The sequence below is a fragment of the Shigella dysenteriae genome (genome assembly GCF_022354085.1).
Lineage (GTDB): Bacteria > Pseudomonadota > Gammaproteobacteria > Enterobacterales > Enterobacteriaceae > Escherichia > Escherichia coli.
Genome location: NZ_CP055055.1, coordinates 165,267 through 181,474, shown reverse-complemented (window position 1 = coordinate 181,474; position 16,208 = coordinate 165,267). Strand labels below are relative to the sequence as shown.

The 16,208-nt window shown below is 51.5% G+C and carries 15 protein-coding genes and 1 riboswitch; of the genes, 7 read left to right on the top strand and 8 right to left on the bottom strand.

What is annotated here, in order from left to right; genetic code table 11:
- Positions 1 to 80: 80 nt before the first annotated feature.
- From malE to xylE, 4 genes are all read left to right on the top strand, one after another.
- The gene (gene malE, locus HUZ68_RS00845; protein WP_000695387.1) at positions 81 to 1,271 is read left to right on the top strand and encodes a maltose/maltodextrin ABC transporter substrate-binding protein MalE; all 1,191 of its coding nucleotides are present in this window, start codon (positions 81 to 83) and stop codon (positions 1,269 to 1,271) included.
- A gap of 153 nt (positions 1,272 to 1,424) precedes the next feature.
- Positions 1,425 to 2,969 (top strand): maltose ABC transporter permease MalF, encoded by a 1,545-nt coding sequence (gene malF / locus HUZ68_RS00840; RefSeq protein ID WP_001341737.1) that lies wholly within the window; start codon positions 1,425 to 1,427, stop codon positions 2,967 to 2,969.
- 14 nt (positions 2,970 to 2,983) lie between these two features.
- Complete coding sequence (gene malG / locus HUZ68_RS00835; RefSeq protein ID WP_001252058.1) at positions 2,984 to 3,874, top strand: maltose ABC transporter permease MalG; 891 nt, start codon at positions 2,984 to 2,986, stop codon at positions 3,872 to 3,874.
- 371 nt (positions 3,875 to 4,245) lie between these two features.
- The gene (gene xylE / locus HUZ68_RS00830) at positions 4,246 to 5,721 is read left to right on the top strand and encodes a D-xylose transporter XylE (RefSeq protein ID WP_001097274.1); all 1,476 of its coding nucleotides are present in this window, start codon (positions 4,246 to 4,248) and stop codon (positions 5,719 to 5,721) included.
- Between the two features lie 43 nt (positions 5,722 to 5,764).
- On the opposite strand, the gene psiE is transcribed toward xylE, so the two are convergent.
- Together psiE and HUZ68_RS00820 are read right to left on the bottom strand one after the other, a co-directional pair.
- Positions 5,765 to 6,175 (bottom strand): phosphate-starvation-inducible protein PsiE, encoded by a 411-nt coding sequence (psiE, locus tag HUZ68_RS00825; protein ID WP_000202902.1) that lies wholly within the window; start codon positions 6,173 to 6,175, stop codon positions 5,765 to 5,767.
- A 125-nt stretch (positions 6,176 to 6,300) separates the two neighbouring features.
- Entirely contained in the window at positions 6,301 to 6,444 is a 144-nt protein-coding gene (locus HUZ68_RS00820; RefSeq protein ID WP_000487766.1) for a hypothetical protein, read from the bottom strand.
- Between HUZ68_RS00820 and HUZ68_RS00815 the strand changes: the two genes are divergently transcribed.
- Positions 6,445 to 6,723 (top strand): periplasmic protein, encoded by a 279-nt coding sequence (locus tag HUZ68_RS00815; RefSeq protein WP_001295279.1) that lies wholly within the window; start codon positions 6,445 to 6,447, stop codon positions 6,721 to 6,723.
- Positions 6,724 to 6,769: 46 nt separating this feature from the next.
- Here HUZ68_RS00815 and HUZ68_RS00810 read toward each other — a convergent pair whose 3' ends face one another.
- The 5 genes from HUZ68_RS00810 to pgi all read right to left on the bottom strand — a co-directional run bounded on the left by HUZ68_RS00810 (position 6,770) and on the right by pgi (position 12,757).
- Positions 6,770 to 8,866, bottom strand: a complete 2,097-nt coding sequence (locus HUZ68_RS00810) for a YjbH domain-containing protein (protein WP_033814901.1) — start codon at positions 8,864 to 8,866, stop codon at positions 6,770 to 6,772.
- Positions 8,866 to 9,603 (bottom strand): capsule biosynthesis GfcC family protein, encoded by a 738-nt coding sequence (locus tag HUZ68_RS00805; RefSeq protein WP_033814900.1) that lies wholly within the window; start codon positions 9,601 to 9,603, stop codon positions 8,866 to 8,868. Before HUZ68_RS00805 ends, HUZ68_RS00810 begins: the two co-directional genes overlap by 1 nt.
- The gene (locus HUZ68_RS00800; protein WP_001362085.1) at positions 9,600 to 10,238 is read right to left on the bottom strand and encodes a YjbF family lipoprotein; all 639 of its coding nucleotides are present in this window, start codon (positions 10,236 to 10,238) and stop codon (positions 9,600 to 9,602) included. The genes HUZ68_RS00805 and HUZ68_RS00800 overlap by 4 nt, the downstream gene beginning before the upstream one ends.
- Positions 10,239 to 10,352: 114 nt before the next feature.
- On the bottom strand, positions 10,353 to 10,595 hold the full coding sequence (gene yjbE / locus HUZ68_RS00795; protein WP_000757333.1) for an exopolysaccharide production protein YjbE: 243 nt from the start codon (positions 10,593 to 10,595) through the stop codon (positions 10,353 to 10,355).
- A 512-nt stretch (positions 10,596 to 11,107) separates the two neighbouring features.
- Positions 11,108 to 12,757 (bottom strand): glucose-6-phosphate isomerase, encoded by a 1,650-nt coding sequence (gene pgi / locus HUZ68_RS00790; protein WP_000789986.1) that lies wholly within the window; start codon positions 12,755 to 12,757, stop codon positions 11,108 to 11,110.
- Positions 12,758 to 12,993: 236 nt separating this feature from the next.
- Positions 12,994 to 13,190: riboswitch (Lysine riboswitch) on the top strand.
- A 91-nt stretch (positions 13,191 to 13,281) separates the two neighbouring features.
- Between pgi and lysC the strand changes: the two genes are divergently transcribed.
- Positions 13,282 to 14,631 (top strand): lysine-sensitive aspartokinase 3, encoded by a 1,350-nt coding sequence (lysC, locus tag HUZ68_RS00785; RefSeq protein WP_001290309.1) that lies wholly within the window; start codon positions 13,282 to 13,284, stop codon positions 14,629 to 14,631.
- Between the two features lie 252 nt (positions 14,632 to 14,883).
- A complete protein-coding gene (locus HUZ68_RS00780) occupies positions 14,884 to 15,156 on the top strand; it encodes a YjbD family protein (RefSeq protein ID WP_001207638.1) in 273 nt (90 codons plus the stop codon).
- On the opposite strand, the gene rluF is transcribed toward HUZ68_RS00780, so the two are convergent.
- Positions 15,157 to 16,029: a 23S rRNA pseudouridine(2604) synthase RluF gene (gene rluF, locus HUZ68_RS00775; RefSeq protein ID WP_000936361.1), complete on the bottom strand. Its 873-nt coding sequence runs from the start codon at positions 16,027 to 16,029 to the stop codon at positions 15,157 to 15,159.
- Positions 16,030 to 16,208 lie beyond the last annotated feature (179 nt).

Below are 16,208 nucleotides of genomic sequence, written 5' to 3'. Positions count from 1 at the left end.
TGGAAAGAGGTTGCCGTATAAAGAAACTAGAGTCCGTTTAGGTGTTTTCACGAGCACTTCACCAACAAGGACCATAGATTATGAAAATAAAAACAGGTGCACGCATCCTCGCATTATCCGCATTAACGACGATGATGTTTTCCGCCTCGGCTCTCGCCAAAATCGAAGAAGGTAAACTGGTAATCTGGATTAACGGCGATAAAGGCTATAACGGTCTCGCTGAAGTCGGTAAGAAATTCGAGAAAGATACCGGAATTAAAGTCACCGTTGAGCATCCGGATAAACTGGAAGAGAAATTCCCTCAGGTTGCGGCAACTGGCGATGGCCCTGACATTATCTTCTGGGCGCACGACCGTTTTGGTGGCTACGCTCAATCTGGCCTGTTGGCTGAAATCACCCCGGACAAAGCGTTCCAGGACAAGCTGTATCCGTTTACCTGGGATGCCGTACGTTACAACGGCAAGCTGATTGCTTACCCGATCGCTGTTGAAGCGTTATCGCTGATTTATAACAAAGATCTGCTGCCGAACCCGCCAAAAACCTGGGAAGAGATCCCGGCGCTGGATAAAGAACTGAAAGCGAAAGGTAAGAGCGCGCTGATGTTCAACCTGCAAGAACCGTACTTCACCTGGCCGCTGATTGCTGCTGACGGGGGTTATGCGTTCAAGTATGAAAACGGCAAGTACGACATTAAAGACGTGGGCGTGGATAACGCTGGCGCGAAAGCGGGTCTGACCTTCCTGGTTGACCTGATTAAAAACAAACACATGAATGCAGACACCGATTACTCCATCGCAGAAGCTGCCTTTAATAAAGGCGAAACAGCGATGACCATCAACGGCCCGTGGGCATGGTCCAACATCGACACCAGCAAAGTGAATTATGGTGTAACGGTACTGCCGACCTTCAAAGGTCAACCATCTAAACCGTTCGTTGGCGTGCTGAGCGCCGGTATTAACGCCGCCAGTCCGAACAAAGAGCTGGCGAAAGAGTTCCTCGAAAACTATCTGCTGACTGACGAAGGTCTGGAAGCGGTTAATAAAGACAAACCGCTGGGTGCCGTAGCGCTGAAGTCTTACGAGGAAGAGTTGGCGAAAGATCCACGTATTGCCGCCACCATGGAAAACGCCCAGAAAGGTGAAATCATGCCGAACATCCCGCAGATGTCCGCTTTCTGGTATGCCGTGCGTACTGCGGTGATCAACGCCGCCAGCGGTCGTCAGACTGTCGATGAAGCCCTGAAAGACGCGCAGACTCGTATCACCAAGTAATGCTGTGAAATGCCGGATGCGGCGTGAACGCCTTGTCCGGCCTACAAAACCGAAACGTATGTAGGCCTGATAAGACGCGTCAGCGTCGCATCAGGCAGTTGTTGTCGGATAAGGCGTGAAAGCCTTATCCGTCCTGGAATGAGGAAGAACCCCATGGATGTCATTAAAAAGAAACATTGGTGGCAAAGCGACGCGCTGAAATGGTCAGTGTTAGGTCTGCTCGGCCTGCTGGTGGGTTACCTTGTTGTTTTAATGTACGCACAAGGGGAATACCTGTTCGCCATTACCACGCTGATATTGAGTTCAGCGGGGCTGTATATTTTCGCCAATCGTAAAGCCTACGCCTGGCGCTATGTTTACCCGGGAATGGCTGGAATGGGATTATTCGTCCTCTTCCCTCTGGTCTGCACCATCGCCATTGCCTTCACCAACTACAGCAGCACTAACCAGCTGACTTTTGAACGTGCGCAGGAAGTGTTGCTAGATCGCTCCTGGCAAGCAGGCAAAACCTATAATTTTGGTCTTTACCCGGCGGGCGATGAGTGGCAACTAGCCCTCAGCGACGGCGAAACCGGCAAAAATTACCTCTCCGACGCTTTTAAATTTGGCGGCGAGCAAAAACTGCAACTGAAAGAAACGACCACCCAGCCCGAAGGCGAACGCGCGAATCTACGCGTGATTACCCAGAATCGTCAGGCGCTGAGTGACATTACCGCCATTCTGCCGGATGGCAACAAAGTGATGATGAGCTCCCTGCGCCAGTTTTCTGGCACGCAGCCGCTCTACACACTCGACGGTGACGGCACGTTGACGAATAATCAGAGCGGCGTGAAATATCGTCCGAATAACCAAATTGGCTTTTACCAGTCCATTACCGCCGACGGCAACTGGGGTGATGAAAAGCTAAGCCCCGGTTACACCGTGACCACCGGCTGGAAAAACTTTACTCGCGTCTTCACCGACGAAGGCATTCAGAAACCGTTCCTCGCCATTTTCGTCTGGACCGTGGTGTTCTCGCTGATCACTGTCTTTTTAACGGTGGCAGTCGGCATGGTTCTGGCGTGTCTGGTGCAGTGGGAAGCGTTGCGCGGCAAAGCGGTCTATCGCGTCCTGCTGATTCTGCCCTACGCGGTGCCATCGTTCATTTCAATCTTGATTTTCAAAGGGTTGTTTAACCAGAGCTTCGGTGAGATCAACATGATGTTGAGCGCGCTGTTTGGCGTGAAGCCCGCCTGGTTCAGCGATCCGACCACCGCCCGAACGATGTTGATTATCGTCAATACCTGGCTGGGCTATCCGTACATGATGATCCTCTGCATGGGCTTGCTGAAAGCGATTCCGGACGATTTGTATGAAGCCTCAGCAATGGATGGTGCAGGTCCGTTCCAGAACTTCTTTAAGATTACGCTGCCGCTGCTGATTAAACCGCTGACGCCGCTGATGATCGCCAGCTTCGCCTTTAACTTTAACAACTTCGTGCTGATTCAACTGTTAACCAACGGCGGCCCGGATCGTCTTGGCACGACCACGCCAGCCGGTTATACCGACCTGCTTGTTAACTACACCTACCGCATCGCTTTTGAAGGCGGCGGGGGTCAGGACTTCGGTCTGGCAGCAGCAATTGCCACGCTGATCTTCCTGCTGGTGGGTGCGCTGGCGATAGTGAACCTGAAAGCCACGCGAATGAAGTTTGATTAAGGGAGATAACAAAAATGGCAATGGTCCAACCGAAATCGCAAAAAGCACGTTTGTTTATTACTCACCTGCTACTGCTACTTTTTATCGCGGCGATTATGTTCCCGCTGCTGATGGTCGTCGCTATCTCGCTGCGTCAGGGAAACTTCGCGACCGGTAGCCTGATCCCGGAGCAAATCTCCTGGGATCACTGGAAACTGGCGTTAGGTTTTAGTGTGGAACAGGCTGATGGTCGCATTACGCCACCGCCATTCCCGGTACTGCTGTGGCTGTGGAACTCGGTAAAGGTCGCCGGGATTTCCGCGATTGGCATTGTGGCGCTCTCCACCACCTGCGCCTACGCTTTCGCCCGTATGCGCTTTCCAGGCAAAGCGACGCTGCTGAAAGGAATGCTGATTTTCCAGATGTTCCCGGCAGTACTTTCACTGGTCGCGTTGTATGCGTTGTTTGATCGTCTGGGTGAGTACATTCCATTCATTGGCCTGAATACTCACGGCGGCGTAATTTTCGCGTATCTGGGTGGGATTGCGCTGCACGTCTGGACCATCAAAGGCTATTTCGAAACCATCGACAGTTCGCTGGAAGAAGCGGCGGCGCTGGATGGTGCGACACCGTGGCAGGCCTTCCGCCTTGTCCTGTTGCCGCTGTCAGTACCGATTCTGGCGGTGGTATTCATCCTGTCGTTTATCGCTGCCATTACTGAAGTTCCGGTCGCGTCGCTGTTACTGCGTGACGTAAACAGCTACACCCTGGCCGTGGGGATGCAGCAATACCTCAATCCGCAAAACTACCTGTGGGGTGACTTTGCCGCCGCTGCCGTGATGTCTGCATTACCGATCACCATCGTCTTCTTGCTGGCTCAACGCTGGCTGGTCAACGGCCTGACGGCAGGTGGTGTGAAAGGTTAAAGATGTTGTTCTGCCAATGTTATGCCGCTGCACCCTCAACTTACGTTATCCCAACTTGTGACTGTTATTCGGCGCTCCACGGAGCGCCTTTTTTTCTTTCGTCTGCAATCTGAATCGTTCGCCGGTTAATATTTCCATCATAGAACTTATTATTTTTACGTTATTTGTTTTCCCTCTTACGATAATTCTCTTTCGTGCTCTGAGTCACGGCAATAGTATTGTTTTTATCAATTTTGGATAATTATCACAATTAAGATCACAGAAAAGACATTACGTAAACGCATTGTAAAAAATGATAATTGCCTTAACTGCCTGACAATTCCAACATCAATGCACTGATAAAAGATCAGAATGGTCTAAGGCAGGTCTGAATGAATACCCAGTATAATTCCAGTTATATATTTTCGATTACCTTAGTCGCTACATTAGGTGGTTTATTATTTGGCTACGACACCGCCGTTATTTCCGGTACTGTTGAGTCACTCAATACCGTCTTTGTTGCTCCACAAAACTTAAGTGAATCCGCTGCCAACTCCCTGTTAGGGTTTTGCGTGGCCAGCGCTCTGATTGGTTGCATCATCGGCGGTGCCCTCGGTGGTTATTGCAGTAACCGCTTCGGTCGTCGTGATTCACTTAAGATTGCTGCTGTCCTGTTTTTTATTTCTGGTGTAGGTTCTGCCTGGCCAGAACTTGGTTTTACCTCTATAAACCCGGACAACACAGTGCCTGTTTATCTGGCAGGTTATGTCCCGGAATTTGTTATTTATCGTATTATTGGCGGTATTGGCGTTGGTTTAGCCTCAATGCTTTCACCAATGTATATTGCGGAACTGGCTCCTGCTCATATTCGCGGGAAACTGGTTTCATTTAACCAGTTTGCGATTATTTTCGGGCAACTTTTAGTTTACTGTGTGAACTATTTTATTGCCCGTTCCGGCGACGCCTCCTGGCTGAATACTGACGGCTGGCGTTATATGTTTGCCTCGGAATGTATCCCTGCACTGCTGTTCTTAATGCTGCTGTATACCGTGCCAGAAAGTCCTCGCTGGCTGATGTCACGCGGCAAGCAAGAACAGGCGGAAGGTATCCTGCGCAAAATTATGGGCAACACGCTTGCAACTCAGGCAGTACAGGAAATTAAACACTCTCTGGATCATGGCCGCAAAACCGGTGGTCGTCTGCTGATGTTTGGCGTAGGCGTGATTGTAATCGGCGTTATGCTCTCCATCTTCCAGCAATTTGTCGGCATCAATGTGGTGTTGTACTACGCGCCGGAAGTGTTCAAAACGCTGGGGGCCAGCACGGATATCGCGCTTTTGCAGACCATTATTGTCGGAGTTATCAACCTCACCTTCACCGTTCTGGCAATTATGACGGTGGATAAATTTGGTCGTAAGCCACTGCAAATTATCGGCGCGCTCGGAATGGCAATCGGTATGTTTAGCCTCGGTACCGCGTTTTACACTCAGGCACCGGGTATTGTGGCGCTACTGTCGATGCTGTTCTATGTTGCCGCCTTTGCCATGTCCTGGGGTCCGGTATGCTGGGTTCTGCTGTCGGAAATCTTCCCGAATGCCATTCGTGGTAAAGCGCTGGCAATCGCGGTGGCGGCCCAGTGGCTGGCGAACTACTTCGTCTCCTGGACCTTCCCGATGATGGACAAAAACTCCTGGCTGGTGGCCCATTTCCACAACGGTTTCTCCTACTGGATTTACGGGTGTATGGGCGTTCTGGCAGCACTATTTATGTGGAAATTTGTCCCGGAAACCAAAGGTAAAACCCTTGAGGAGCTGGAAGCCCTCTGGGAACCGGAAACGAAGAAAACACAACAAACTGCTACGCTGTAATCTTCCTGTCCAGCACGCCACGCCAGTTCGGCGTGCTGTCTTTTTACTCCCGCTTCAGCCGTTTCGAATTACACAGCCACAGGGTGATCACCAGTAACAGGATCGCAGCCGAGTAGATCAACACATCCAGTGGCGATTTATGATCGACGATGATCAAGCGCACAATGGCGGTGATCCCAATATAGACAAAGTAACGTAGCGGGAAGTGAAAACCGGACTGAAAGTACTTCACAATCAGCGCGATAAATTCGAAATAGAGAAAGTAAACCACCAGTCCTTCTACCAGCTCATATTTGCTGGTTTGTTCTGGCGCGAACAGCACATCAGCCAGATGCACCGTTTCTTTGCCGAGGAAGACAACCAAAATCAGGCCGAGGCACAACAGGCCAAGATTGAGTACGGTCTGCAAAATGGTGGAGATAAACTCCACGCGCGGACGAGAGAGTGACGTCATAGCAGTACCTCCTTCACAGTGGCGAGCTTCCTGTATAACGCAAAAATGTGACGGAGATCTATATTTTTTGTGTATGTTTTGTTCAACCTGGATTTGGAGCGCGCCTCCACCAAAGCCGGATATACCTACCCGTAGGCCGGATAAGCCGCGCCTGGCGGCGCATCCGGCAAGACAAACCGCACCAAAGCCGGTAATTCAAAAATCACCCATTCAGGTGATTCCCAGCCACCAGCAATGCGCGAAAAATCGACAATGTTCCTCTGGAACAAATGAAACGTAACCTGATAAAGGTGGTAAAAATGAAGCCTTATTTTGCTGCTTTGATGTTATCAGTCTCTGTTCTTCCTGCTTATGCTGGTCCGCTCGGTACTGCTGATAAAGCCGACCTACCGCAAAGCAATGTCTCCAGCCCAATGATGGCCCAGTCGCTCAGGCAACCAGACCTGCAACCGATATCGACGGACAGGAAGACAGAATGTTTTCGCCTTTACACACCAGATCGCAAACCGGGGGTGAACTGCGTTCCTGATGGCTCAACAGGCCATTAAGAATGAGGGTGCCAGTGATTGCGAAAACTGGCACCTTTCCCATGACTTAGCGGAAATTGACGCTACGGTCGCTGGTCATGTCATACAACTGGAACTTACGCCCAAGTTGCTGACCACCGTCACGCGTCAGCGGCGTCCAGCCAATCGCCGCACGGCTGCGTGTCGGGCCAGACGAGAAGAGATCCAACGGTACCGAGACATACACGCCCTTGGTGAAGTCCCCTTCGCCGTACTCCTCTTTCGAAACGTTGGTGATCGTGGCATAGCCGCCCACCACCACGCCGCTGTCAAAGCGTTTAGCGATCTCCAGCGTGCCGCCTTTATCCCCTGCCAGATACTGCCCGACGCTGGCTTTAACTAACACATCCTGAGCGAAAGATGGCGTCCAGTAGGCGGTCAGATGTCCGGTTTTCACGCTGTAGTCGGTGAATTTCATCATATCCTTTGCACTACGCCAGTCGCGCTGTTTAACGTAGTTGGCATCCAGACCAAACGCCCAGTTGCTGTCCAGCGGGCGATACAACACTTCTGCCCCCGCACCGCCAAACATGGTTTCGAGATAACCACCGTAGACCTGACCGTAGAAGCCGTTGCCCAGATGCTGGAAGTAGTTGGCTTGCAGGTTATTCACATAGACATCATTCTGCACATACTCGCGCACATGGGTACGCACGCGCGGTAAGTGCGAGTCCTGCGGCGGATTGGTGTAGTTAAACTTGTCGTAGTTGTTGGCAAGATTTGCAAACAGGCTGCCGGTGGTCAGCAGATGGTCCGTCAGCCACAAATCTGCCGTTCCCATCACGCCGAGCTGATACATGTAAAAGTTTTCCGGGCCACCGACCGACTGGTTCAGCACCGGATCGATATGGAAATCAAAGCGTGATTTGTCGATATACCAGCCCTGCTCGGTGGACTGCGGAACCACTGGCTCGACGCGTTTTTGCGCCAGCTTCGTTTCGTGGCCCAACGGCTCTCCGGCGAGATGATTTTTCAGGCTGGCGACATCGGTTTCCGTCGTCACCTGCGGCAGGTTAAGACGATTTTCCGTAATGCGGATCGTTCTGATCCCATCCGGCAGATCGTTCATCACGATCCGATTAGCACGGATGATCCCTTCGCGCGAATCACGATATTTCACCTGCTCGCCGGTAACATACAGCGTATCGCCTTTCGCCTGGATCTGTGGATCGGCAAGTCCGGCATTGTATTTCAACAGCGTTAACTGATTCGCCACCACCGAATGCTGCAAAATGGCATCCTGCGGCTGCGGTTGATATTGCGGGCGGGCGTTATCGTTGTAAGACGGGCGCAGATCGTTAAAGTTGGTGCGTAACGTAACGCCAAACATAAAGGTGTTGCCACGTTCATAGCTAAGGTTAACGTCGGCCCAATCGGTAACGCGATAAATCGCCCCGACGTTAAACTTACTTTTTTGCTCCAGCTTCCCGGCAAAATCCTGCTGATAATTATTACCTTCATACTCCAGTTTCAGGCGCAGCGGTTGCCAGGGCGTCTGGTATTCCACGCCGCCAAACAGTGAGGCCGGGCCGTGGAACATCTGACTGCCGTCGATAGATCCCGCTTGTTTGTAGCTGTTATCGCGATAGCAATATTTATCACTGGCTGAACAGAGCGGATTTTTCACATTACCGCTGGTGCCCAAATATCCCCAGCCCAGGCCGAGCGTAAAATCGAACGGCCCCCAGGCTTTGCTGGCAACAAGATATTCCGCATCAAACAGCCCCGTACCGCCGATATCCCGCGCACCAACCGCCACTTGCGGCAGCCAATAACTCTCTTCCCACAAACGCAGTTTGAGATCGAAGGCTTTATCTTTATACGTTTGATCGCCAGAGAACGCTTCGACGCTGCTGTACTGCCGGGTGCGCACGTCGGTGTAGCGCAGCGTTGTTTCCAGCCACGGGAAGAGTTGCACTGAAGCTGAGTAATAACGGTACTGATCGTTATCGCGATAGTTCAGACTCAACTCCCCTTCCCGTGCCATACGCGCGGTGGGCGTTTGTAATAATCCTACGCCACCGAAATCCGACTGCGACGGACCAATGGGCGCAGGATATGTTTCGCCGTAGCAAGCTGTGCTAATGCCCAGCGCCAGTAAGCTAAGCAGATGTCTTTTTTTCATTATTGAGGTATCCGCTGCGTCAGAGTCTGAAGAATGTCGGCGTTAAGGGCATCAGGCGTCTCACTCCAGACGGAGTCTGCGAGGCCAACATAAATAATGCTGCCGGGCATCGGCTCTACGTGACGCTTATTCCAGTAAGCCACCGGCGCTTTTTGTGTGCGTCCGTCCGGGTAAACCACCCACGCGTAGCTGCGATCCGCACCGCTAAGCAGACTTTGCCCGGAGAGATAGCTCGCCACGTCGCGACCGGGAGTGAATGGCTGATTGCCAGGACGGCTGATAAGCCCGAACAACGTGACCGTGGACGGTGGTGGTCCGACCCACAGCGTGTAGTTGCCCTGCAACGGCGGGTTAGCGCGTTCAGCAACGCGGACGATATCGGGATCAAGATTGATTTTTTGCCTGCCCGTCACCTTCAACGCCTGAATTTGCTGGCGTAAGGCGTTAATCGCAGCGGCATCGTCGGCGCTGGAATCTGCGCCCTGTTCTGCCAGCCGTGTCAGCAACGCCTGCTGCTGACGCAATGCTGCCGCCGTTGCCAGCTCTTCGCTGATCACCGCACCGGGCCACCAGCTGTTTGCCAGCCGCGGTTGGCCTACCAGATCGATTAAATGCTCTGCGCCTGTTAGTGTTTTGGCCTCACTGCTGCCATTGCTGAACACCTTGACGGTTCCTGCCGCGAAGACCGATGACGCTCCCACACTCAAAAGCAACGCGACAAAAGTTTGTTTGATCATTGTTTTGCCGCCTTGATGAGGGTGGTTTTCACCGGGAAATAATCCGCGCCGAGATACTGTTCCGACTGGCGAATTTGCCCTTCGCTGTCGATCCAATAGCGGTTATGCCAGCGCGCCTGGTCGGTGGAGACTTCTTCGTCCAGCACGCGAACCGGGGTTTCATCGCTGCCGACTTTGACGGTATCGGTGCCATCCCATTTGAAGACTGAGCGTGCGGTGGCGTAGCGTACCTGCTGGTATTCGGTCCAGCCCATCGTGCGCGTCCAGGTTGCACCATCAATGATTTGTGCGGGTTTAATCAGCGGGTCGGCGGCAAGGTTATTCACCTCAATCAAGTTGTCGCCGCCAAGCAGAGTCTTCACCAGACGACCATGTTGTGTGACGAGAGTGGCCTGATCCTGAGTGACCCATTTTTGTTGTCCGTCTTCAGCGAAGGCCAGCACCACAAACAACTGCGGCCCGCCATTAAGCTGCATGTACTGGCTGGCGTAGGGCATATTTTGAATATCATCGTCCGTCAGCTGTACACCTGGCGTACCGAACAGACTGTCCCACAGTGAATTGCCCAGCTCTTTAGTCGTGGCTGAACAGGCCTGTAATAGCAGGCAGATAAGAATGAGTGCAGGTCGCTTCACGACTCTTCTCCAGAGGGGCAGAATAACCACACCGGAGTGTGGTTATGGTTAATCCCCTTCATACTTCAAGCTGCAGATGCGATGACTCGAATTATTTTGGGGATACATACTTTATTACTGGGTACTGGTGGTCGTGGTTGTTGTGGTCCCGGTATTAGAACCATCACCGCCACCGGTTGCCGCGAGCGCGACACCCACCGCCGAGCTTACGGTGCTGACGCTGGTCGCGGAGGAACTACCCGCCGAAACCGACGTTGCTGCCGACCCTGCCGCTTCGCCCACCTGTACAGGTGCAGCCCACGCAGAAGTCGCCGCAAGCGCAGATATGGCAAAAATGCCATACAGAACTTTTTTCATAACAATTTCCCTTCATTGAATGAATGGAGATTTACCCAAAAACATTTCGGGCGGGATCGAGTATACACAACTAAAGCATGCGAATTACGGCGCGGGGAATTAGAGATGGGGTTTTAGGATAATTGGAATGAATATCAAATATAAGCTACAACTTATATATAAATAACATTAAAAATCATAGTGTTAAAATAAAAGTAAAAGTAATTAATCTGAGTATTTTCCGAAATCAATCACGATTAAAAATCTATTTTAGGATTAACCTCACGGTATGATTTCCGTTAAATCACAGACAAGGGGATTTATCTGATAAAACAATGCCGACTTATAGTCGGCATTGTTTTTAAGGTTATTTAATTAATCGTGCTATGCATTAATTGCCGAATACGATGTACATATCGGCATCGACCTGTAGGCCTGATAAGACGCGTAAAGCGTCGCATCAGGCACCAGTTGCCGGATGCGGCGTAAACGCCTTATCCGGCCTACATAGCGGTATCAGGCATGAACGATGATTAACCGCGCCACGCTTTATAGCGGTTAATCAGACCATTGGTCGAGCTATCGTGGCTGCTGATTTCTTTATCATCTTTCAGCTCTGGCAGAATACGGTTCGCCAGCTGTTTACCCAGTTCCACGCCCCACTGGTCGAAGGTGAAAATGTTCAGGATCACGCCCTGAGTAAAGATTTTGTGCTCATACAGCGCAATCAACGCACCCAGGCTGAACGGAGTGATTTCGCGCAACAGGATAGAGTTGGTCGGGCGGTTACCTTCGAACACTTTGAACGGCACCACGTAGTCAAGCGTTGCCGGATCTTTACCCTGATCGCGATATTCCTGCTCAACCACTTCGCGGGATTTACCAAACGCCAGCGCTTCGGTCTGGGCGAAGAAGTTAGACAGCAGTTTCTGGTGATGATCAGAGAGCGGGTTATGGGTGATAGCTGGGGCGATGAAATCGCACGGTACCATTTTGGTTCCCTGGTGGATCAACTGGTAGAACGCGTGCTGACCGTTAGTGCCTGGTTCACCCCAGATAATCGGGCCAGTCTGGTAATCCACAACGTTACCGTTACGGTCAACATACTTACCGTTGGACTCCATATTGCCCTGCTGGAAGTACGCCGCGAAACGGTGCATATACTGGTCATACGGCAGAATCGCTTCAGTTTCCGCACCAAAGAAATTGTTGTACCAGATGCCAATCAGCGCCAGCAGGACAGGCAGGTTTTTCTCGGCAGGCGTGGTGGAGAAATGCTTGTCCATCGCGTGTGCGCCAGAAAGCAGTTCAACGAAGTTATCAAAGCCGATGGAGAGAACAATCGACAGGCCAATCGCTGACCACAAAGAGTAACGGCCGCCGACCCAGTCCCAGAACTCGAACATATTGGCAGTATCAATACCAAACTCGCCAACGGCTTTGGCATTGGTTGAGAGCGCCGCAAAGTGTTTCGCAACGTGTTTTTCATCACCTGCCGCTTTCAGGAACCAGTCACGCGCGCTATGGGCGTTGGTCATGGTTTCCTGAGTGGTGAAGGTTTTAGATGCTACCAAGAACAGCGTGGTTTCCGGGTTTACTTTTTTCAGCACTTCAGCGATGTGAGTCCCATCGACGTTAGAAACAAAGTGCATGTTCAGGTGATTTTTGTACGGACGCAGTGCTTCGGTCACCATGTACGGGCCGAGGTCAGAACCGCCGATCCCGATGTTCACTACGTCAGTGATTGCTTTGCCGGTATAACCCTTCCACTCACCGGAGATAATCGCTTCCGAGAAGGTTTTCATCTTCTCCAGCACCGCGTTGACTTCTGGCATAACATCTTTGCCATCAACCAGAATCGGGGTATTGCTACGATTACGCAGCGCTACGTGCAGCACGGCGCGGTTTTCAGTGCGGTTGATCTTCTCGCCAGAGAACATCGACTTAATCGCGCCCGCCAGATCGCACTCTTTCGCCAGATCTTGTAATTTCGCCAGCGTCTCTTCAGTGATGCGGTTTTTGGAGTAATCCACCAGCATCTGATCGTCGAAGGTTGCGGAGAACTTAGAAAAACGATCGCCGTCTTTAGCAAAAAGATCGGCGATCGTAACGTCTTTCATTTCATCGAAGTGTTTCTGTAGTGCCTGCCAGGCAGCGGTCTGCGTTGGATTGATGTTTTTCATTAGCAATACTCTTCTGATTTTGAGAATTGTGACTTTGGAAGATTGTAGCGCCAGTCACAGAAAAATGTGATGGTTTTAGTGCCGTTAGCGTAATGTTGAGTGTAAACCCTTAGCGCAGTGAAGCATTTATTAGCTGAACTACTGACCGCCAGGAGTGGATGAAAAATCCGCATGACCCCGTCGTTGACAACCGCCCCGCTCACCCTTTATTTATAAATGTACTACCTGCGCTAGCGCAGGCCAGAAGAGGCGCGTTGCCCAAGTAACGGTGTTGGAGGAGCCAGTCCTGTGATAACACCTGAGGGGGTGCATCGCCGAGGTGATTGAACGGCTGGCCACGTTCATCATCGGCTACAGGGGCTGAATCCCCTGGGTTGTCACCAGAAGCGTTCGCAGTCGGGCGTTTCGCAAGTGGTGGAGCACTTCTGGGTGAAAATAGTAGCGAAGTATCGCTCTGCGCCCACCCGTCTTCCGCTCTTCCCTTGTGCCAAGGCTGAAAATGGATCCCCTGACACGAGGTAGTTATGTCTGAAATTGTTGTCTCCAAATTTGGCGGTACCAGCGTAGCTGATTTTGACGCCATGAACCGCAGCGCTGATATTGTGCTTTCTGATGCCAACGTGCGTTTAGTTGTCCTCTCGGCTTCTGCTGGTATCACTAATCTGCTGGTCGCTTTAGCTGAAGGACTGGAACCTGGCGAGCGATTCGAAAAACTCGACGCTATCCGCAACATCCAGTTTGCCATTCTGGAACGTCTGCGTTACCCGAACGTTATCCGTGAAGAGATTGAACGTCTGCTGGAGAACATTACTGTTCTGGCAGAAGCGGCGGCGCTGGCAACGTCTCCGGCGCTGACAGATGAGCTGGTCAGCCACGGCGAGCTGATGTCGACCCTGCTGTTTGTTGAGATCCTGCGCGAACGCGATGTTCAGGCACAGTGGTTTGATGTACGTAAAGTGATGCGTACCAACGACCGATTTGGTCGTGCAGAGCCAGATATAGCCGCGCTGGCGGAACTGGCCGCGCTGCAGCTGCTCCCACGTCTCAATGAAGGCTTAGTGATCACCCAGGGATTTATCGGTAGCGAAAATAAAGGCCGTACAACGACGCTTGGCCGTGGAGGCAGCGATTATACGGCAGCCTTGCTGGCGGAGGCTTTACACGCATCTCGTGTTGATATCTGGACCGACGTCCCGGGCATCTACACCACCGATCCACGCGTAGTTTCCGCAGCAAAACGCATTGATGAAATCGCGTTTGCCGAAGCGGCAGAGATGGCAACTTTTGGTGCAAAAGTACTGCATCCGGCAACGTTGCTACCCGCAGTACGCAGCGATATCCCGGTCTTTGTCGGCTCCAGCAAAGACCCACGCGCAGGTGGTACGCTGGTGTGCAATAAAACTGAAAATCCGCCGCTGTTCCGCGCGCTGGCGCTTCGTCGCAATCAGACTCTGCTCACTTTGCACAGCCTGAATATGCTGCATTCTCGCGGCTTCCTCGCGGAAGTTTTCGGCATCCTCGCGCGGCATAATATTTCGGTAGACTTAATCACCACGTCAGAAGTGAGCGTGGCATTAACCCTTGATACCACCGGTTCAACCTCCACTGGCGATACGTTGCTGACGCAATCTCTGCTGATGGAGCTTTCCGCACTGTGCCGGGTGGAGGTGGAAGAAGGTCTGGCGCTGGTCGCGTTGATTGGCAATGACCTGTCAAAAGCCTGCGGCGTTGGCAAAGAGGTATTCGGCGTACTGGAACCGTTCAACATTCGCATGATTTGTTATGGCGCATCCAGCCATAACCTGTGCTTCCTGGTGCCCGGCGAAGATGCCGAGCAGGTGGTGCAGAAGCTGCATTTTAATTTGTTTGAGTAAATACTGTATGGCCTGGAAGCTATATTTCGGGCCGTATTGATTTTCTTGTCACTATGCTCATCAATAAACGAGCCTGTACTCTGTTAACCAGCGTCTTTATCGGAGAATAATTGCCTTTAATTTTTTTATCTGCATCTCTAATTAATTATCGAAAGAGATAAATAGTTAAGAGAAGGCAAAATGAATATTATCAGTTCTGCTCGCAAACGAATTCCCGTACACTGAACTCTCTGGCTCACTGAGGGCACCATCATGGCACTCCCCCGTATTACCCAAAAAGAGATGACTGAACGCGAGCAGCGTGAACTTAAAACACTGCTGGATCGGGCGCGGATTGCACATGGTCGCGTGCTGACCAACTCCGAAACCAACAGCATTAAGAAAGAGTACATCGATAAATTAATGGTCGAGCGTGAGGCTGAAGCGAAAAAAGCCCGCCAGTTAAAGAAAAAGCAGGCTTATAAACCGGATCCTGAAGCGTCATTTAGCTGGTCAGCAAATACGTCGACGCGCGGCAGGCGCTGATTAGCGCCCCTTCTTTTTACGCCCCGGCGAGGTAAAACGCTTACCGTTGGACGCCGGGCGACCGCCTTTTTCTGCCGTTTTTTCCATCTTAACGACTGGACGTTTGATGCCCGCCGTTTTCGGTTTAGCCTTCGCTTTAGGTTTTGCCTCGGAAGAGGAATTTTCAATGAGCTTAAAGAGGTCGATTAACTCATCGTCGGTTAAATCGCGCCACTCCCCCAGTGGAATGCCGCTTAAGCTGACGTTCATAATGCGCGTACGTTCCAGCTTTTTCACTTCATAGCCGAAATGCTCGCACATGCGACGGATCTGACGGTTCAGCCCCTGCACCAGGGTAATGCGGAAGACAAACGGCGCTTCTTTTTTGACTTTGCACTTTTTAGTCACCGTCCCGAGGATCGGCACCCCCGCCCCCATACCACGAATAAATTCATCGGTAATCGGTTTATCGACCGTCACCAGATACTCTTTCTCATGATCGTTACCCGCACGGAGGATCTTATTCACCAGATCGCCGTGATTGGTGAGGAAAATCAGCCCCTGGGAGTCTTTATCCAGGCGGCCAATTGGGAACACGCGTTTGCTGTGGTTAACGAAATCGACAATGTTATCGCGCTCGCCATCTTCGGTGGTGCTGACAATACCGACGGGCTTGTTCAGGGCGATAAGTACCAAATCTTCGGCTTCCCGAGGCTCAATCAACTGACCGTTTACTTTCACAACGTCGCCGGGTTTCACCTGATCGCCAATGGTGGCTCGCTTGCCATTAAGGAACACATTGCCTTGCTCGATATAGCGATCCGCTTCGCGGCGTGAGCAAATTCCGCTTTCGCTGATGTATTTATTTAAACGGACTGATGAGTCGGGCAGCATAAATTCTCCTGTAAAACGCGGAATATACCGTACCTCTTAGCGGGGAAAAACAGGGTTATGCGGCAACGTCGAAATTAAATGTGATCTGCCACGCCTTTTATCACAAAAGTGTCTCCGGAAGTACAATGCAAATTTGCCTGTCAAAATAAGGATAATCAACATATTACGAATCGCTGCAC